The organism is Burkholderia sp. KBS0801, from assembly GCF_005937855.2.
Taxonomy (GTDB): domain Bacteria; phylum Pseudomonadota; class Gammaproteobacteria; order Burkholderiales; family Burkholderiaceae; genus Burkholderia; species Burkholderia ambifaria.
This window is the reverse complement of the sequence record NZ_CP042177.1, coordinates 1,302,981-1,321,743: the sequence shown is the minus strand read 5'-3', so window position 1 is coordinate 1,321,743 and position 18,763 is coordinate 1,302,981. Positions and strand designations below refer to the sequence as shown.

16 protein-coding genes and 2 pseudogenes are annotated in these 18,763 nt (G+C 62.0%); 7 read left to right on the top strand and 11 right to left on the bottom strand.

What is annotated here, in order from left to right:
- Positions 1-22 precede the first annotated feature (22 nt).
- Entirely contained in the window at positions 23-676 is a 654-nt protein-coding gene (locus tag FFI87_RS06455) for a common pilus major fimbrillin subunit EcpA (protein ID WP_059599572.1), read from the bottom strand.
- 1,078 nt (positions 677-1,754) lie between these two features.
- On the opposite strand from FFI87_RS06455, the gene FFI87_RS06450 reads away from it, so the two are divergent.
- Complete coding sequence (locus FFI87_RS06450; RefSeq protein ID WP_138847943.1) at positions 1,755-3,389, top strand: hypothetical protein; 1,635 nt, start codon at positions 1,755-1,757, stop codon at positions 3,387-3,389.
- 239 nt (positions 3,390-3,628) lie between these two features.
- Here FFI87_RS06450 and FFI87_RS34785 read toward each other — a convergent pair whose 3' ends face one another.
- The gene (locus FFI87_RS34785) at positions 3,629-3,859 is read right to left on the bottom strand and encodes a transposase (protein WP_261378569.1); all 231 of its coding nucleotides are present in this window, start codon (positions 3,857-3,859) and stop codon (positions 3,629-3,631) included.
- 54 nt (positions 3,860-3,913) lie between these two features.
- On the opposite strand from FFI87_RS34785, the pseudogene FFI87_RS34780 reads away from it, so the two are divergent.
- The 4 genes and pseudogenes from FFI87_RS34780 to FFI87_RS34775 form a co-directional block, all read left to right on the top strand.
- A pseudogene (locus FFI87_RS34780) lies at positions 3,914-4,177 on the top strand (transposase domain-containing protein); the annotation flags it as partial.
- A gap of 49 nt (positions 4,178-4,226) precedes the next feature.
- The gene (locus FFI87_RS06440) at positions 4,227-4,721 is read left to right on the top strand and encodes a GNAT family N-acetyltransferase (protein ID WP_138847945.1); all 495 of its coding nucleotides are present in this window, start codon (positions 4,227-4,229) and stop codon (positions 4,719-4,721) included.
- A 555-nt stretch (positions 4,722-5,276) separates the two neighbouring features.
- The gene (locus FFI87_RS06435; RefSeq protein ID WP_138847946.1) at positions 5,277-5,519 is read left to right on the top strand and encodes a hypothetical protein; all 243 of its coding nucleotides are present in this window, start codon (positions 5,277-5,279) and stop codon (positions 5,517-5,519) included.
- A gap of 105 nt (positions 5,520-5,624) precedes the next feature.
- A pseudogene (locus FFI87_RS34775) lies at positions 5,625-6,796 on the top strand (IS3 family transposase).
- On the opposite strand, the gene FFI87_RS06425 reads toward FFI87_RS34775, so the two are convergent.
- Complete coding sequence (locus tag FFI87_RS06425) at positions 6,748-8,022, bottom strand: IS256 family transposase (RefSeq protein ID WP_409995110.1); 1,275 nt, start codon at positions 8,020-8,022, stop codon at positions 6,748-6,750. The pseudogene FFI87_RS34775 and the gene FFI87_RS06425 overlap by 49 nt on opposite strands.
- Before the next feature lie 165 nt (positions 8,023-8,187).
- The gene (locus FFI87_RS06420; protein WP_138847948.1) at positions 8,188-8,454 is read right to left on the bottom strand and encodes a hypothetical protein; all 267 of its coding nucleotides are present in this window, start codon (positions 8,452-8,454) and stop codon (positions 8,188-8,190) included.
- Between the two features lie 236 nt (positions 8,455-8,690).
- Here FFI87_RS06420 and FFI87_RS06415 point away from each other — a divergent pair, with 236 nt between their 5' ends.
- On the top strand, positions 8,691-9,122 hold the full coding sequence (locus FFI87_RS06415; RefSeq protein WP_006750317.1) for a hypothetical protein: 432 nt from the start codon (positions 8,691-8,693) through the stop codon (positions 9,120-9,122).
- Positions 9,123-9,161: 39 nt separating this feature from the next.
- Here the strand turns inward: FFI87_RS06415 and ppx are convergent, their stop codons facing one another.
- Entirely contained in the window at positions 9,162-10,676 is a 1,515-nt protein-coding gene (ppx, locus tag FFI87_RS06410; RefSeq protein WP_138847949.1) for an exopolyphosphatase, read from the bottom strand.
- A gap of 279 nt (positions 10,677-10,955) precedes the next feature.
- On the opposite strand from ppx, the gene ppk1 reads away from it, so the two are divergent.
- Positions 10,956-13,019, top strand: a complete 2,064-nt coding sequence (gene ppk1, locus FFI87_RS06405) for a polyphosphate kinase 1 (RefSeq protein WP_138847950.1) — start codon at positions 10,956-10,958, stop codon at positions 13,017-13,019.
- Between the two features lie 118 nt (positions 13,020-13,137).
- Here the strand turns inward: ppk1 and phoR are convergent, their stop codons facing one another.
- The 6 genes from phoR to pstC are packed head-to-tail and all read right to left on the bottom strand — an operon-like array spanning position 13,138 to position 18,709.
- Entirely contained in the window at positions 13,138-14,457 is a 1,320-nt protein-coding gene (gene phoR / locus FFI87_RS06400; RefSeq protein ID WP_006750314.1) for a phosphate regulon sensor histidine kinase PhoR, read from the bottom strand.
- Between the two features lie 57 nt (positions 14,458-14,514).
- Positions 14,515-15,216: a phosphate regulon transcriptional regulator PhoB gene (gene phoB, locus FFI87_RS06395; protein ID WP_006750313.1), complete on the bottom strand. Its 702-nt coding sequence runs from the start codon at positions 15,214-15,216 to the stop codon at positions 14,515-14,517.
- Between the two features lie 29 nt (positions 15,217-15,245).
- Positions 15,246-15,950, bottom strand: coding sequence for a phosphate signaling complex protein PhoU (gene phoU, locus FFI87_RS06390; protein ID WP_006750312.1), 705 nt, complete (start codon positions 15,948-15,950; stop codon positions 15,246-15,248).
- An 18-nt stretch (positions 15,951-15,968) separates the two neighbouring features.
- Complete coding sequence (gene pstB, locus FFI87_RS06385; protein WP_011656506.1) at positions 15,969-16,817, bottom strand: phosphate ABC transporter ATP-binding protein PstB; 849 nt, start codon at positions 16,815-16,817, stop codon at positions 15,969-15,971.
- Positions 16,818-16,832: 15 nt separating this feature from the next.
- Positions 16,833-17,726, bottom strand: a complete 894-nt coding sequence (gene pstA, locus FFI87_RS06380) for a phosphate ABC transporter permease PstA (protein ID WP_006750310.1) — start codon at positions 17,724-17,726, stop codon at positions 16,833-16,835.
- The gene (gene pstC / locus FFI87_RS06375; RefSeq protein ID WP_012363556.1) at positions 17,723-18,709 is read right to left on the bottom strand and encodes a phosphate ABC transporter permease PstC; all 987 of its coding nucleotides are present in this window, start codon (positions 18,707-18,709) and stop codon (positions 17,723-17,725) included. The genes pstA and pstC overlap by 4 nt, the downstream gene beginning before the upstream one ends.
- Between the last annotated feature and the right edge of the window lie 54 nt (positions 18,710-18,763).

The following is an 18,763-nucleotide window of genomic DNA, read 5'->3' as shown; positions in this document are numbered from 1 at the left end:
CTACGCAGGCATTCGGCGCAACTTACGCGGTCGGCGTTTCCCAGCTCGCGACGAAACGCACTTCGACGTCGCCGTTGTAACGGCCGTCGGAGACGCCAGACAGACCTGTGCCAGTCAGCGCGTTTCCGTCCTTGTCGGTGCCTTCTGCGATCGAGAACTTCACCGGCACGCCATTCGCCTGGTGGTACGAGCCGTTCGGCGTCTTGTTCGGGCCGACCTTCGACAGATTCATGTTCTGCAGGCCATTTGCCGCGATCGACGGCGCCGCGTCACCGCCAGTGCCCGACAGGATGTCGGTGAGGGTTTCGCTCAGCTCGACGCCACCGAGATCGACGCCGACCTTCAGCGAATCCTTCACGCCACCTGCAACGGCATTCAGCGTGTTCTTCGTGACTTGCGCCTGGATCTTGTAGCCCGTGCCACCTTCGTAACCCGCCGCGAGAACGGTCAGCGTGCGGTCCTGCGTCGAGAATGCTTCGCTCGACGGGTTCCACTCGAAATCGAGCGTCGTGCTACCTTCCGCGAAGACGCTCAGCGTCACGTCGGACTTCTTGACAACGGATGCCGTCCACTTGACGCGTGCTTCTTCCGGGCCCACGGTTGCGGCGATGGCCGGAACCGCGAACGCGACTGCGAGTGCGGATGCCACTGCGAGGCGGAATGCAGTTTTCTTCATATCGATCTCTCAAAGGTGTTCATCAATTAACTTGGATGACCAGACGACATCCCATACCCGGGGATGCTTCTGGACCGCCCGTCCTACCAACTGCCGGTTCAATGGGTTTGCCAGATCACGGCGGCGAAACGAATTATTTCAATTGAAAGGCCAATGTAATATAAGAATGGGCCTAAAAAAATCCTTGACCCGCTTCGAACGGCACACGCTCATGCGGCCCAGCACCCGTGCTGACGGATGACAGTCACACCCGAGCGCATCCCTCTCCGGCAAGTAAGCCAACAGAAAAAGGTTTGCCGAGGACGCGATGATTTGGACGTGCGAAACCGGCAGGTGCGCCGGAACCGAAGACAACACGCATCACGACCACGATGGTCGGTGCATTTCGCGGCGCACCCGCAACGCGCCGCCGAAACACGTCCGCGTGTGTTTTCACCTGCGCTGAATGGGCCACACGGCGATGGGTGCGATACGCCTTGGCCGGTCCCGGCGTGCGTCGCTCGAGGGCGCACAAGATGCCGGTATGCAACGTGAGTGCCGCGCCGTGTGCGCGGTCTCTACGGATCGTCAAGCCAGAAGACATGCCCGACGCCTGCAGGTGCCATTGCACAACGGCCGGTCTGCACGGATCCGGGCGCGAACGAACGCGTCGCGGTAGTCCGCGCGAGAACATTCACACGGCCTCGCGCTCAATCGCAGACTGATACAACTGATCGACGCTCCAGTAGCGCGAGCGCGGAAGGCGTACGCTCCGTGCGTTCTCTCGCAACGATTCAGCAGCTATCGTCGAGACCTTCCCCGACTCCGCCGGCAGGCCGAGCGGGCATTGCGCGGATATCCGCGGGATGCATTTAGGACGGTTCTCATATTCTGATCGCGCGCCCCTCCGTTAGCATACGAAAGCCATTTTGCGTGTGATTAGCGGGACGACTCGGTTATCCGGTCCTCATCGCAGCCCCCTCCGCTCAACCGCTCGTGGTCGAACGTGCGTTGCGTGTCGACCTGAATCCGGATGGCGGCAATAAATCATGTGCGCTCCACCGAATGTGTCTACTCCTCTCCTCGCCATTGCATTGAAATGTCAAATCTCAAACCACTTTTTCTACGCGCTGCGATTCGCTTTTGCTTGAGCGGCGCGCTGGCGCTCGGTCATGCTGTCTCTGCCCATGCCGCGGCCGACGACCCGTTCAGCGTTCCGTGCAGCCGTTCGCCGACGATTTCCGACCACTCTTATGCGCCGTTAGTGATTGAGGTGGGCGATTATCTTTATTTGCCTGACATTCCCGCTGGTACGACGGGCGCACTCGTCGGGCGCATTCACAAAACGAATCCCCAACTGACGCAGCTGGCAATCATCTTCAAGGAAGCTACCACCTGGGACTCTTTCCCGGACGTCGCTGTCGGCGCATGGCTGTCGGCGAGCGGCGGCTTGCGCTCGATCGTTGTTCCGAATAGCCAGGATGTGCGCTTCCCCAATCTTCCCTATTCGAGCAAGAACACACTGAATCGTCTCAGCGCGGACTACATCATCAACGGCATGCAAATCGCGTCAATTGATCAATTTACGCAGCAAACCAGCAACTCGCTGGGGCAGTTCGTTCGCGGGCCGGGTACTCAAGTGCAAGATCAGACCGCCAGAAAGATGGTGGCGGACGCCTTCCTGAACCAGTCACCGATGACGTTCGGTGCGCATATGTTCTACTCCTCTATCATGCTTGGAGACCGCGGTCAGCAGCTTTCGGATTGGTGGTTGAATGGAAACTTCTCGAACATGGGCCTTTGCGGATACTCCAGCCAGTTCCTTTACAGAACGACGGTGACGCCTACCGCCTCCCGGACGCTCACGCTGTCACCGATCAGCGGCACCATCAGCGTGTCGAACGGCAAAATGCTCGTATCCGTTCCGCCCGTATGCCGTATCACGGACGGCAACATGGAATGCCCGATATCCGCCAACTCCACGGCCACGATGGACAACATATCGTTCATCGTACCGCCTTCTCAGCAATCCGATGTATGGTTCAAGACGGCTGGCGGGCAGAAGTTGTCGAAGGTCTCTGCGACTGCCTTAGGCACAACGAAACTGGTGGTCACGTCGAATCTGCTGGATTCGCTGCTGGGCGACGCCGAAGCGAAGCCGCTCGGCGAAACCATCGGCGCGATCGTGCAATCTACGGGTGGAACGGCCGTCGACATGCGGGTGTCTTTTTTCGAAGATACGGAATTGAAACGTCTCACATTCGGCGTCGCGATCGACGAGCGCGACCCCGCCGCGATGGGCAAATATTCCGGTTCGATCGGCCAGGATGCAGAGATCGTCGTGCCGCTCACAATCCGCCAGTATGGCGCGTCGAAGGCGACCAAGGTGTCGGTAGACGTGCTCGCGCCCAGTGTGCAAACCGCCGACGGGCTACGTTGCAAATTCGTCGACAAGAGTGGTGCAACAGTGGTTGCAGTGCCGTCAATCGTCCGCTTTTATGACGGCACTGGGCTCGACGACCGCCCGGACAATTGCGCCGGCACCGTGTATGACGTCGCCACGCTAAGGTGGCGCGAGACCCTCGGCGGCGCATTCGCGTACGAGGGGGCCCTCGATATGGACCTGCGCTTCCCGCTCGATCCAAAGCAACTAGCGACCGACACGTCAGGCGCGCCCTGGTTTGGTACCGTTTCGGCCAGCGGCGAAGTCCGCGTACGTGCTGATTGGCGCTAAGAGGCCAGTTCAAAAAGGGGCACGATACGCCTGAAGATGTCCCAACAGACAAGCGAGCAACCAAGTTTCAGGAGTGCTTCGTGAAAGTCAGCACGTCGCTCGAAGCGAGTGCGTAGACAACGAAAATTGTGGAATCAGGAGTGCGTGCGTTCAACGAACTAACGATATTTGCCGAGTCCGCTGCCGCGTTCGGTCCGGCGCTTTGCGATCACCGGTTGGATACCTCGATTGCGCAGGGCTCACCGATGTCGCTCGGAGCCATATCCGCGATCGGCATAGACCACGCGAGGCCGTTGAATCGGGTGGCCGCGCAGGACGCGAATCGATGGAATCGCGTCGATCAGCGGCAGCAACTGCGTGACATCGTTGACGTTCGCGCCAGTCAGGATCGCGGCGAGCGGTGTGCCGTTGGCGTCGGTGACTGCGATGCTTGGACCCAGGTCGCGCACGATCGGTGGGGTTCGGGCCAGTTTTTGGCCCGCCCCAACAGCTCGAACTGGTGATGAATCGACGACGGCGCGTGAGAAATCGACAACCTGCCCGTCGAGCGCGCGCTGCGCGGCGTGGCCATTGGCCGCCGCAATTACCTCTTCGCGGGCGCGGATTCCGGCGGCGAACGTGCTGCGGCGATCTACAGCTTGATTGGCACGGCGAAGTTGAACGACATCGATCCGGAAGCATATCTGCGTTATGTACTGGCGTGCATCGCCGAGCACCCGATCAATCGCATCGATCAACTCCTGTCACGGCACGTCGCTGCGGAGCTAGGCGCCGAACACCATACATGACTGCGCGGCAGTCTAGAATCAGCGGCGACCAGTAATTTATAAGGCTCTTATGCTTACCATTCGTGCCATCACCCGCGACTCAGCGAGCGATTTAGCCGATGTTTTGCGCGTCTTTATGGAGGCGCCTTCGTACACCGTTCTAGTCGAAGGTCGCCCACCCTCTAACGCCGACGTCGATGACTTTTTCAACGGTATGCTCGCTGGAAAGGTGGCGACAGATAAATTCACGATTGGATTCTATGTCGACACAGACATGGTGGGCTGCGCTGACGTGATTCGATCACATCCCGCGAACGACTGTGCATTCATTGGATTGCTGCTGTTCTCGCAAGCGCACCAGGGTCGGGGTTACGGAAAGATCGCGTTGAACGTTATCGAGGAAATGGCGCGAGGCTGGAACTGCTCGAAGATGCAGCTAGCCTCGATTTCGACGAATCCGCGAGCTTTCGCGTTCTGGCACCGGGAGGGTTTCGAAGTCATGTATCGCACAAGCATTCCGAGATTCATCGGTGACGTCATCGTGATGGAGCGAGCTATAGCGTAGCCGCCCTGGGGGCGGGACATGGCCTCGGGATGTGCCGGTCAAGCTCGGCCCCCATTGAGTGCAAGCATCTTTGCCGTTCTTCCCTCGAAGTCCAGACGGCCTTACATCGACGCTTACGGCGTAACGGTCATTGGGTGAGTTGATTAAATCGAGGCGCGATCGCTCGTGGCGCTCAAGCCTCGAACGCCGAGCAAATCTACTCTGCAATGCAGCCTACGGCCGGAGGCTCATGAAAGACCGAAGACGAGAGTTCGGCGCTGCCCAAGAAATCCAAGAGATTCAGCTCCCGACCAAACCACTTACTTGACCTTTCGCGGTTCCGCAACCATCCCTTACCGAAACTTTTCCGGCTCTGACCCGCTCGCTTCGGTAGTGCCCACCAATTTAGGCCTATTCTTATTTTCACGAGAATTGTCAGGCATCAATATTTATGGCGGAGGACGGACTCGCCTTACGTGTCTCTGCCTGGATGGTTGTGAGAATCCGAGCTCCCGGAGTCAAATTTGATTCCTACTCCCTTAATCTTAAATTTAACAATTTATGTTGGTTAGGATAGTGAAAAAGATTCCCACGATTCTTCTTTTGTCGGCCGCCGTTCCGGTATTCGCCGGCCAGTGCGACAGCTACGGCTACGAGAAAAAAATACACATAATAGAAGCAAAAGCGGAACTCGCCGGTAAATATGGCAATCGCATTAAAGCGGAGAAGCTGCGCGCGAAGCGTCAGCACCTCATGGCTCGCTGCAGCGGGTCGCACACCATCGAACCAGCGGCCCGGAACCATACACCCCACAAATAGCAGTAACGGGTGGGCGCGCCGCAACTGACGAGTACTTGTGGTTCTGACCTGCTCCCCGCGTTTAGTACGGTGACGGTGTAGAGTCCGTTCCAGAGAGGAACGTCAATGAAAAAGCGATTCACCGAAGAACAAATCATCGGCATCTTGAAGGAAGCCGAGGCTGGCCTGAAGCCGGCGGAGCAGTGCCGCAAGTACGGCATATCGGAAGCGACCTACTACAACTGGAAAGCGAAGTTCGGCGGGATGACGGTCTCCGAAGCGCAGCGCTTGAAGGAACTGGAGCAGGAGAACAACAAGCTCAAGCGCCTGTTGGCCGAATCAATGCTCGACAACGCCGCGCTGAAGGACCTGTTGGCCCGAAAGTAGCAAGCCCGCAGGCCAAGCGCGAAGCGGTCCGAATCTTGATGACCGAACGCGCCATGGGTGTTACCCGGGCCTGCGGGCTGGTAGGGATTTCGCGCTCGCTGTTCCACTACGAATCACGCCGCCGAGTTGACGACGAAGCGCTGACTGGCCGGATGATGGCCATCGCCGCGCAAAAGCGCCGTTACGGCTATCGCCGAATTCACGTGTTGTTGCAGCGGGATGGCTGCTTCGCCAACCACAAGCGCATCTGGCGCCTGTACAGCAAGGCGGGACTGAGCGTGCGCAAGCGGCGACGCAAGCGTATTGCGGCTGTCGAGCGCACGCCGCTGCCGTTGCCAACAGGCCCGAATCAGAGCTGGTCGATGGACTTCGTTTCTGACGGGCTGGCCTATGGTCGGCGGTTTCGATGCCTGAACGTGGTTGACGACTACACGCGCGAGTGCTTGGTCATCGAGGTCGATACATCGCTGCCGGGCTTACGAGTGCAGCAAGTGCTCGAGCGGCTCAAGGAGATGCGAGGCTTACCCGCATCCATCACGGTCGACAATGCCCGTTACCCCTGATGGCTGACATTCTGCATGTACTACGGGCCGGAGTTCGCTGGTAAGGTGCTGGATGCATGGGCCTACGAAGCCGGCGTGACGCTATCGTTCATTCGGCCTGGCAGGCCGGTGGAGAATGCCTATATCGAGAGCTTCAACGGGCGGTTCCGCGATGAATGCCTGAACGAGCACTGGTTCGTCTCGATGCGCCACGCCAAGCGGCTGATTGAGGAATGGCGTATCGAGTACAACACCGAGCGGCCTCATAGTTCGCTGAACCTGCCCGCATTTTTGTGGGTGAGGCGGTTGAACAACACGGGTTATCCACGCGCCTGCATAAATCGCTCGCCGAACAGGATAGCAAACTGATTCATCGCTGATTTCCAGTCGAAGGCGGCCCGCACGGTCTTGGCCAGCACGTTGCGCAGCGCCAGCCAGAGCAGTTTGATCGCCGCCTCGTCATTCGGGAAGTGACCACGCGTCTTGATGATCTTGCGCAGTTGCATGTTCAGACTTTCAATGGCATTCGTTGTGTACACAACGCGCCGAATCTCCGGAGGGAACACGTAGAACGGCACGACGTGCTCCCAGGCGCGCTGCCACGATTGCACGATGGTCGGATATTTCTCGCCCCACGGGCCATCAGCGAAGTCCTGTAACGCCTGCCTTGCCGCCTCTTCGCTAGCGGCTGCGTAGATCGGACGCAGCGCCGCGGCGAGCGCCTTGCGGTCCTTGTAGCTGGCGTACTCGAGACTATTGCGGATCAGATGCACGATGCAGGTCTGAACGGTTGTCCGCGGATAGGCTGCGCTGATGGCCTCGGTCAACCCCTTCAAGCCGTCGACCACGGCGATCAGGATGTCCTGGCAGCCGCGCGTCTTCAGTTCGTTGAACACCTTGAGCCAGAACTTGGCCCCCTCGGTCTGCTCGATCCAGAGGCCCAGTACGTCTCGCTGGCCGTCGGCCTGGATGCCCAAGGCCAGATAGACAGCCTTGTTGCTGACCACGCCGTCGTCGCGGATCTTGACCCGCAAAGCGTCGAAGAACACCACTGGATACATCGGCTCAAGCGGACGGTTCTGCCAGCTCAGCGCCTCGGCCATCACCTCGTCGGTGACCGAGCTGATGAAGTCGGGCGAGACCTCGGTGCCATAGTGCTCGGCCAGAAATCCCTGAATCTCGCACACGCTCATGCCGCGGGCGTACATCGCGATGATGCGTTCGTCGAAGCCGGTGAAGCGGCGCTCGTGCTTGGGAATCAGGATTGGTTCGAAGCTGCCGTCTCGATCGCGGGGGACATCGACCCGAACCGGGCCACGATCGGTGATGACCGTCTTGCCGCTGGCGCCGTTGCGCTCGTTGTCCTGACCGGGCGGCTTAGGCCGGCCCGGTGGGTAGCCCAGATGCAGATTCATCTCGGCGCCCATTGCACGCTCGATGACCGCCTTGTTGAAGGCCAGCATCAGATCCTGCACCTCAGCCGGCGACATCGGCCCCTTGACCAACTGGTCCAGCAGTTCCTTGGGCAGTTCAGGCAGCGGCCCTCGGGCCGCTGCCTGACGCGCTACAGTTTGCCTTTTCTTCTTCATTGGCATATCCATGACTTTTACACCTCATGATATGCCCCGCCCACGAAATCACGGATAGGTCCAGTTCGCTCGGCTATCTGACGCCAGTGCAGTTCGCTCGGGCGCACGATGCAAAGCAGCAGCTTTTAACCTCGGACTCTAACTGCAGTCCGGACTAAAACCGGGGGCAGGTCACGCGAACCAAATGTCGGAGCCGATAGCCTCGTCATCGTAGTCGACCGCGTACTGCCCCGAGAGCGTAATAGCTCGCTTCAGGCGAATTGCGTGGCATCCTGCTCTCTCGAGGTCCTGCGCCGCACCGATCGCCGGCAAGCTCAATACACCGAGCCCAAACAGCAGTGCACCTAATCCGCATGCGCGCTTCACGATTTGACTCGCGTTAATAAATTTCCGGATCATTTGCAGGAATGTGCAGGTGGTCCTTGTGGAGTTTTTCATTGGGTGTCTGGCCTTTATTCATGCCATTTTTGACAATCCGATCCTTCAACGATGTCAACTTCGATACGGCATGTACGAACTCGAAACGAACCGTCGCAAACAAAGCTCTGCAATCGACCGCTCCTACACCGCCTTTCCAACGTGCCCCCACGCTTTCCCATCGTCGCCGCCTTTCCCCCCACGCACGAATCTTGCGAGAACACGCGATAATATCCGTGACCAACCCGCAACCGAGCATGAAAAACAACGTTCTCAAGACCGCCCTGTTCGGCGCGCTGCTCGCATTCGGCGCGTCTGGCGCCGCGTCGGCCAAGTCGCTCGACGACGCGCTCGACTGCCATTCGAACGGCCACAAGTTCGTCGCGCCGCTGCTCGCGGCCGGCGACATCCAGTCGGAGCCGATGCACGTCGAAGCGAATTCGGTGAACGCATTCCGCACGAACCATCCGCTGACCGCCTACGGCTTCGGCGTCTACGTCGTGCTTGGCTACCAGGCGAACGACCCGATCTTCCAGCCGGGCGACGGCACGCCGATCGGCAACTGGGCGTATGGCGTCGTGGTACGCGGCACGAAGAGTGCCGTCGAACAGGCCGTGCGCAAGGCTGGCAGCGACGCGACCGTCAAGCAGGCGTTCCCGTTCCTGACCGCGATCGTGTGCTCGGACTGAGCGCGTCGCGCCGATGCCGCTCGCCGGAAGCGCGCCTCGTTACGCGCCCGTATAAACCACGCGATACGGAATGCCGACCTTCTCCCACTCGGCCGCTTCCTGGCTGAGGCTGTAGTCGGTCAGCGGGTTCTGCTCGACCCATGCGCTCGGCAGGCGCACTTCATACCCGCCCTTCTTCATCTGCGACACGGAAATGTCCGGCAGCCCGGCATCGGTCCGGCGCCGGCACAGCAGCGCCGCGAGCCGCAGGCAGAACAACAGCGGCCATTCGACGTCGCGCGCCTGCGACAGCTTGCCGAGCTTGCCCGCGTGCCCGAGCACGAGCGCGGCAAGGCGCGCCTGGTCGGTGCGCGAGAAACCCGGCATGTCGGCGTTGCTCGCGATATAGGCCGAATGCTTGTGATACGAACTGTGCGAGATCGACAGCCCGATCTCATGCAACGCGGCGGCCCAGCCGAGGAACATCCGGCCTTCCTCGCGCGCTTCGTCGTCGGCTTCATCGAGCTCGTCGTAGAACCGCACCGCAAGCGCACCAATGCGCTCGGCCTGCGCGCGATCCACGCCGTAGCGGCGCGTGAAACCCTCGACGGTCACCGCGCGCATGTCCTCGTGCTGGGTCCGGCCGAGCAGGTCGTACAGCACGCCCAGACGCAGCGCACCATCGGTGGTATCGACATAGTCGACACCCAGCTCCTCGAATACCGCGAGCATGATCGCGAGGCCGCCGGCGAGCACCGGCACGCGGTCGGGCTTCAGTGCGATCAGCTTGAGCCGGTTCACGTTCTCGGACTTGATCAGCGCGCGCTTCAGGCGTTCGAGCCCGCCACGCGAAATGCCGTGCGTGATGCCCGCGTCGTTGAAGCCGTTCGCCTCGACGAGCTCCGCGAGCGCACGCGCGGTGCCGGACGAACCGATCGCCTGGTCCCATCCGGCCCTCTTGTACTCGCTGGAAATGATCTGGATCTCGCGCTTGGCTGCGAGTTCGGCTTGCCGCATCGTATATTCGTCGACGTTGCCGGCCGGAAAGAACGCACGGCTGTGGCTTACGCAGCCGATGTAGAGGCTCTCCATCACGATCGGCGTGTAGTGCGAGCCGATGATGAATTCGGTCGAGCCGCCGCCGATGTCGACGACGAGCCGCTTGCCGGCGCTCGCCGGCACCGAATGCGCGGCACCCGCGTAGATCAGGCGCGCCTCTTCGCGGCCGGCAATCACTTCGATCGGAAAACCGAGCGCCGCTTCGGCCTCGCCGAGGAATTCGGCCGCGTTCTTCGCGACGCGCAGCGTGTTGGTCGCCACCGCCCGCACGTGATCGGGGTGGAAATCGCGCAGGCGCTCGCCGAACCGCTTGAGCGCCTCCCAGCCACGCTCCTGCGACGCGCGATCGAGCATCTTGTCGCTCGACAGGCCCGCGGCCAGTCGAACGGGCTCGCGCAGCGCATCGACGGGATAGATCTGGCTGCCCGCCGGGGTTTCCTCGACGCGCCCGACGATCAGCCGGAAGCTGTTCGAGCCGAGATCGACGGCAGCCAGCAAGTGGGGGGATGTAACCATCAGAAGGGGGCTCCGTGCGCGTTCGCCCGCGGCAGCCGCTGCGGCCACGCTGGACGATCAATCAAAGGCGATATTTTAAGCGTGGAACGCTTGCCTTAGCCACGCTTCACGGGCATGTACCCGGGTAGATTGTATATGGCCGAAACATTTATGAGATGAAACGGTTGCGGCGTAGAATTTCCCGATATAAATACATAATCGTCATCAGCACGTCATCGTACCGTGAGAGTTTCCGAGCGTCCTTTCGAATCATCGCCCGAATCATCCCCTACTCTGCCGATGTCCGTCCGTTATCCGCTTCTCAATCGTGAACTCGGCATCCTCGGGTTCAACGAGCGCGTGCTGGCCCAGGCTGCCGACCCGCAAGTCCCGTTGCTCGAACGCCTGCGCTTCATCTGCATCACCAGCAGCAATCTCGACGAATTCTTCGAAGTCCGGATGGCCGGCCTTCAGGAACAGATCCGCGACAACCCCGGCGCCCTGACGCCCGACGGCATGTCGTTACAGCACGCTTACGACCTCGTCGTCGAGCGCGCGCAGCGGCTCGTGCACCGCCAGTACACGATGCTGCACGAAACGGTGCTGCCGGCGCTCGAACAGGAAGGCATCTACTTCCACGCGAGCGACACGTGGAACGACGAGCAGCTCGAATGGGCGCGCCGCTACTTCCTCGACGAACTGCTGCCGGTGCTGACGCCGATCGGCCTCGATCCGGCGCACCCGTTCCCGCGCGTGCTGAACAAGAGCCTGAACTTCGTCGTCGAGCTCGAAGGCCGCGACGCGTTCGGCCGCCAGGCGGTAATGGGCATCGTGCAGGCGCCGCGCGCGCTGCCGCGCGTGGTGCGCATGCCGCAGGCGCTGTCGGGCTTCGAGCACGGTTTCGTGCTGCTCAGCACGTTCATGCAGCGCTTCGTCGGCGAACTGTTCCCGCAACTCGTCGTGAAGAGCTGCAACCAGTTCCGCATCACGCGCAACAGCGAGCTGTTCGTCGACGAAGACGAAATCACCAATCTGCGCGTCGCGCTGCAGGGCGAACTGCCCGCGCGCCACCTCGGCAACGCGGTGCGGCTCGAAGTGTCGGCCGACACGCCGGCACATATCGTGCGCCGCCTGCTCGAGGAAAGCCTGCTCGACGAGAAGGACTGCTATCGCGTGGCCGGCTCCGTGAACCTCGTGCGACTGATGCAGATCCCCGATCTCGTCGATCGCCCCGACCTGAAGTTCGCGCCGTTCACCGCATCGATCCCGCCCGTGATCGCCAATGCACCGGCGATGTTCGACGCGATCGACGACGGCGACATCCTGCTGCACCACCCGTACGAAAGTTTCCAGCCGGTGCTCGAACTGCTGCAGCAGGCCGCGAAGGACCCGAGCGTCGTCGCGATCAAGCAGACGATCTACCGCACCGGCACCGATTCGCCGCTGATGGACGCGCTGATGGCCGCCGCGCGCAACGGCAAGGAAGTGACCGTCGTCGTCGAACTGCTCGCGCGCTTCGACGAGGAAACCAACATCAACTGGGCGTCGCAGCTCGAAGCCGTCGGCGCGCATGTGGTGTATGGCGTGGTCGGTCACAAGTGCCACGCGAAGATGATGCTGATCGTGCGCCGCGTCGTGGAGAGCGGCAAGGCGACGCTGCGCCGCTACGTGCACCTCGGCACCGGCAACTATCACCCGCGCACCGCGCGCCTCTACACCGACTTCGGGCTGATGACGGCCGACCAGAAGATCTGCGAGGACGTCCACCACGTGTTCCAGCAACTGACCGGAATCGGCGGCGAGCTGACGCTGCACGAGCTGTGGCAGTCGCCGTTCACGCTACATCCGCGCATCATCGAATCGATTCGCGCGGAGATCGACAATGCGCGCGCCGGCAAGCGCGCGCGCGTGGTCGCGAAGATGAACGCGCTGCTGGAGCCGACGGTGATCGCCGCGCTGTACGAAGCGTCGCAGGCAGGCGTCAAGGTCGACCTGATCGTGCGCGGCGTGTGCGCGCTGAAGCCGGGCGTGCCGGGGCTGTCGGAAAACATCACGGTGCGCTCGATCGTCGGGCGCTTCCTCGAACACCACCGCATCTACTATTTCCACGCGGACGGCGCCGAGGAAGTCTATCTGTCGAGCGCGGACTGGATGGACCGCAACCTGTTCCGCCGCGTCGAAGTCGCGTTCCCGATCCGCGAGCGCAAGCTCAAGCGTCGCGTGATCGCCGAAGGGCTGTCGGTCTGCCTCGGCGACAACCAGTCGGCATGGCTGATGCAAAGCGACGGTCACTATCGGCGCCGCCGCGCGGGCAAGACGCTGCGCAACGCGCAACTCGGTCTGCTCGCGAAGTTCTGTTCGTAGGCAGGCGGCGCGCGGCGCGCATCAAACGAAAAAGGCACAGCTCACGCGGGCTGTGCCTTTTTCGTTTTCGGTCGTGCGCGGATGCGATGCGCACGAACCGTATCAGACGATCACGCGCTCAAGCTTCGAACGCCGCCGGCCGGATCGCGATGATCCGCGACGCCGGGAAGCGCGCAGTGAACGTGCTGCCGCGCCCTTCCTCGCTCTGCACGTACAGGTGCGAGTCGTGCCGCTGCAGCACGTGCTTGACGATCGCGAGGCCGAGCCCCGTGCCGCCCGTATCGCGCGAACGGCTGCGATCGACGCGATAGAAGCGCTCCGTCAGCCGCGGCAGGTCGGCGGCCGGAATGCCGAAGCCACTGTCGGTGACGGAAAACACGCCCTGCGCGCCCTCGCGCCGCCACGACACGAATATCTTGCCGCCGTCCGGCGTATAGCGGATCGCGTTGGTGACGAGATTCGCGAACGCGCTGAACACTTCGGTCTGCGCGCCCGTGACGCCGAGCGTCTCGTCGATCGCGAACGCGATCTCGTGATGCCCGTTCGACAGCGTCTGCGCATCCTCCTTCAGATGGTCGAACACGGCGCGCATGTCGATCGCGTGATCCACCGGCGGCCTGCTTTCGCCCTCGAGCTTCGCGAGCACCAGCAGGTCGGTGACGATGTGCCGCATCCGCGACGCCTGCTGCTCCATCATCTCGAGATAGCGCGCGCGATCTTCCTCGTTCAGCGGCAGCTCGCGCATCGTCTCGAGAAAACCCGACAGCACGGTGAGCGGCGTCTTCAGTTCGTGCGACACGTTCGCGACGAAGTCGCGGCGCATCGCATCGGTCCGCTCGAGCTCCGTGATGTCCTGCGTGAGCAGCAGCTTGCGGTTCTCGCCGTACGGAAATACCTGCACCTCCAGCACGTTCTGCCGCGAGTCGCCCATCCCGCGCATCACGAGCGTTTCATCGTAGTGCTGCGCGTTCAGGTAGCGGACGAATTCCGGATGACGCACGAGGTTCGTGATGTGCTGGCGCAGGTCACGTTTCGCATCGAGGCCGAAATGCACCTCGGCGATCGCGTTGCACCACTCGATCTGGTCGTGGTCGTCGAGCATCGCGACGCCGTTCGGCGACGCCTGGATCGCCTGGATGAACCGCGAATGCTGCTGCTCGACCTGGCGCACCTGCGCATGCCACTGCTTCGCGAGCTTGTGCAGCCGGTAATAGATTTCACCCCAGATGCCCGGTGCGCTCGGCACCTCGCCATAGACGGGCGCATCGAGCAGACGCCACAGGCGTTGCGTATGGAAGGTACTGAAGAAGCCCTGCGCGACCAGCATCACGGCCGCGAACGCGCAGGCCGCGGTCGGGCCGGCGAACACGCCGACCAATACGCTGATCAGCACGAGCAGCACGAGCGACACGAGAAAGCGCGCCCAGATGATGTTCATGATTCAGCGCCCGAAAGAATGAACGGCATGCCGTGGCACACGGCATGCGCGAATACGTTACGCGTGCTTGGCGAGCCGGTAGCCGCTACCGCGCACGGTCTCGATCATCGCATCGCAGCCGGCCGGTTTCAAGGCCGCGCGCAATCGTTTGATGTGCACGTCGACGGTGCGCTCCTCGACGAACACGTGATCGCCCCACACCTGGTCGAGCAGTTGCGTGCGGCTGTGCACGCGCTCCGGATGCGTCATGAAGAAATGCAGCAGGCGGAATTCGGTCGGGCCGAGATCGAGCTTGATCTCGCTGCCGTCGCCGTGCGCGGCGACGCGATGCGTGGCCGGATCGAGGCGCAGCCCGTTGATCGACACGACGTCCTCGGTCAGCTGCGGCGCGCGGCGGCGCAGCACGGCCTTGATGCGCGCCATCAGTTCCTTCGGCGAGAACGGCTTGGTCACGTAGTCGTCCGCACCGATTTCGAGGCCGAGCACCTTGTCCTGCTCGTCGCCACGCGCGGTCAGCATGATGATCGGGATGTGCTTGGTCCGTTCGTTGTTGCGCAGGTCGCGCGCGAACGCGATGCCGGACTTGCCCGGCAGCATCCAGTCGAGCAGCACGAGATCGGGCAGTACATCGCTGATCAGGTTCTGCGCCTGCTCCGCGTTGTACGCGCGGATCGGGCAGTGACCGGCATGCTGGAGATTCACCGAGATCAGTTCGGAAATCGCGGGCTCATCTTCAACGACGAGAATGTTGCTGGGCATCGGCACCTCTGTTCTTCCTGTGCGTGGTGTTAACTGTTGGCTTCGCGCTCGAGCGTGTCGCGCGGCTGATGCCGCACGTCCGTGCCCTTCACGATGTAGATGATGAACTCCGCGATGTTCTTCGCGTGGTCGCCGATCCGCTCGATCGCCTTCGCGATGAACAGGTATTCGAGGCCGACCGAGATCGTGCGCGGATCTTCCTGCATGTACGACACGAGCTTGCGCACGAACGCGCGGAATTCAAGGTCGATTTCCTTGTCGTCCTTGACGATCTGCGCGGCGGCCACGGTATCGAGGCGCGCGAATGCGTCGAGCGCGCGGCGCAGGATCGTCACGGCCATCTCGCCCGACACCTTGATCTCGGCGATGTTCACCGTGCGCGCGGCCGGTTCGTCGACCAGGCGGCGCACGCGCTTCGCGATCTTCTCGGCCTCGTCGCCGGCGCGCTCGAGGTTCGTAATCGTTTTCGAAATCGACATCAGAAGGCGCAGGTCGCGCGCGGCAGGCTGCCTCCGCGCGATGATGTTGCCGCACTCCTGGTCGATGTCGACTTCCATCGCGTTCAGCGTTTCCTCGGCCGTGATCACCTTCTCGGCCGCGTCGCGGTCGAATTCGTTCAGCGCATGCATCGCGCCGACGATCTGCGACTCGACGAGTCCGCCCATTTCCAGCACTTTCGACGACACGGCATTCAGGTCCGCGTCGAACTGGCTCGACAGATGTTTATCCGACATGGTTGTTGTTCTCCGTCATCAGCCGAAACGGCCAGTGATGTAGTCTTCCGTTTCCTTGCGCACCGGCTTGATGAAGATCTTTTCGGTTTCGCCGAATTCGATCAGCTCGCCCAGGTACATGTAGGCCGTGAAGTCCGAGCAGCGCGCGGCCTGCTGCATGTTGTGCGTGACGATCACGACCGTGTAGTCGCTCTTCAGCTCCGCGATCAGCTCCTCGATGCGGCCGGTCGAGATCGGGTCGAGCGCCGAGCACGGCTCGTCGAGCAGCAGCACTTCCGGACGGATCGCGATGCCGCGCGCGATGCACAGTCGCTGCTGCTGGCCGCCGGACAACCCGTAACCGCTCTGGTTCAGCTTGTCCTTCACTTCGTTCCACAGCGCGGCCTTCGACAGCGCCCACTCGACGCGGTCGTCCATCTCCGAGCGCGTGAGCTTTTCGAACATCTTCACGCCGAACGCGATGTTGTCGTAGATCGACATCGGGAACGGAGTCGGCTTCTGGAACACCATGCCGATGCGCGCGCGCAGCAGCGAGATGTCGCGCTTGGTGGTCAGCAGGTTCTCGCCGTCCATCAGGATTTCGCCTTCGGCGCGCTGCTCCGGATAGAGCGCGTACATCTTGTTGAACGTGCGCAGGAGCGTCGACTTGCCGCAGCCCGACGGGCCGATGAACGCCGTCACCTTCCCTTCGGGAATGCGCAGGTTGATGTTCTTCAGCGCGTGGAACTTGTTGTAGAAAAAGTTGAGGTCGTTGACCTCGATCTTCGCGTTCAGCGGCGCAAGCGGGCTGCCATGCACCGCGTCGTGCGTGCCGGCGGGCGCAGCGGTGCGCTCGACGGAATTCAGGTGGCTTTCTGCCATATTCATCGGATCGCTCCGCCGTTACTTTTTCGAGAAGATCGAGCGCGCCAGGACGTTGAGTCCGAGCACCCCAAGCGTAATCAGAAACACGCCCGCCCATGCAAGCGACTGCCATTCGGCGAACGGGCTCATCGCGAACTTGTAGATCGTGACGGGCAGGTTCGCCATCGGCTGGCTCATGTCCCACGAGAAGAACTGGTTCGACAGCGCCGTGAACAGCAGCGGCGCCGTTTCGCCGGCGATCCGCGCGATCGCGAGCAGCACGCCCGTCACGATCCCGCCGACCGACGCGCGCAGCGTGATCTTCAGCACCATGCGCCACTTCGGCGTGCCGAGCGCGACGGCCGCTTCACGCAGTGCGTTCGGCACGAGCTTCAGCATGTTCTCGGTCGTGCGGATCACGATCGGAATCTGCAGCAGCGCGAGCGCAATCACGCCGGCCCAGCCCGAGAAGCGTCCCGACTTCGCGACGACGATCGCGTACACGAACAGGCCGATGACGATCGACGGCGCCGACAGCAGGATGTCGTTGATGAAGCGGATCGTGCTCGCCAGCAGGTTCTTCTGGCCGTATTCGGCGAGATAGACGCCCGCGAGGATGCCGATCGGCGTGCCGACCAGCGTACCGAAACCGCACAGCAGCAGGCTGCCGACGATCGCGTTCGCCAGACCGCCGCCTTCCGTGTTCGGTGCCGGCGTCGACTCGGTGAACAACTGCAGCGACAGGCCGCCGACGCCGAGGTGCACGGTCGTGTAGAGAATCCACACGAGCCACAGCAGGCCGAATGCCATCGCGCCGAGCGACGCGGTGAGCGCGATCGCGTTGGTAACCTTGCGCCTGCGTTGCAGCCGGTTGCGCATCGCGTCGAGCGCGGCGCCGTTCGGCCCGGGGAAATTCATGATGGGCTCGCTCATTTCTTGCCCTCTCCCTTCTCGAGACGAAGCAGCAGCAGTTTGGAGACGGACAGCACGATGAACGTGATCACGAACAGGATCAGGCCCAGTTCCATCAGCGCGGACGTATGCAGGCCCGGTTGCGCTTCCGCGAATTCGTTCGCGAGCGCCGACGTGATGCTGTTGCCCGGCGCGAACAGCGACACGCTGTCGAGCAGGTTCGTGTTGCCGATCACGAAGGTCACGGCCATCGTTTCGCCGAGCGCGCGGCCGAGGCCGAGCATCACGCCGCCGATCACGCCGGTCTTCGTATAGGGCAGCACGACCTTCCACATCACTTCCCATGTCGTGCAGCCGATCCCGTACGCCGATTCCTTCAGCAGCACGGGCGTGACTTCGAACACGTCGCGCATCACCGACGCGATGTACGGGATGATCATGATCGCGAGGATCACGCCGGCCGCGAGGATGCCGATGCCGATCGGCGCGCCGGACGTCAGCGGACCGACCACCCACACGTCCTTGAAGATGCGGCCGATCGGCTTCTGGAAGTATTCGGCGAAGATCGGCGCGAACACGAGCAGGCCCCACATGCCGTACACGATCGACGGAATCGCGGCGAGCAGCTCGATCGCGATGCCGAGCGGGCGGCGCAGCCACACGGGCGACAGCTCGGTGAGGAACAGCGCGATGCCGAAGCTGACCGGCACCGCGATCACGAGCGCGATGATCGACGTCACGAGCGTGCCGTAGATCGGCACGAGCGCGCCGTAGATATCCGAGTTCGGATCCCACTCGGATTGGAACAGGAAGCCGAGGCCGAACTTCTGGATGGTCGGCATCGACGCAATGATCAGGGAAACGATGATCCCGCCCAGCAACAGCAGGGTCACGATCGCGGCAAGCCATGCGAGGCCGCCGAACAGAACGTCGCCGAGGCGGCTCGGCGCGCGTTGCGACGCGGCGTCGGGGGACCGGGAGGACGTGTAGGAAATTTCAGACATGGGTGCCTGTTCTGGATCGCCGGGCGCCGTGACGCCCGGCCTTACCGCACACAC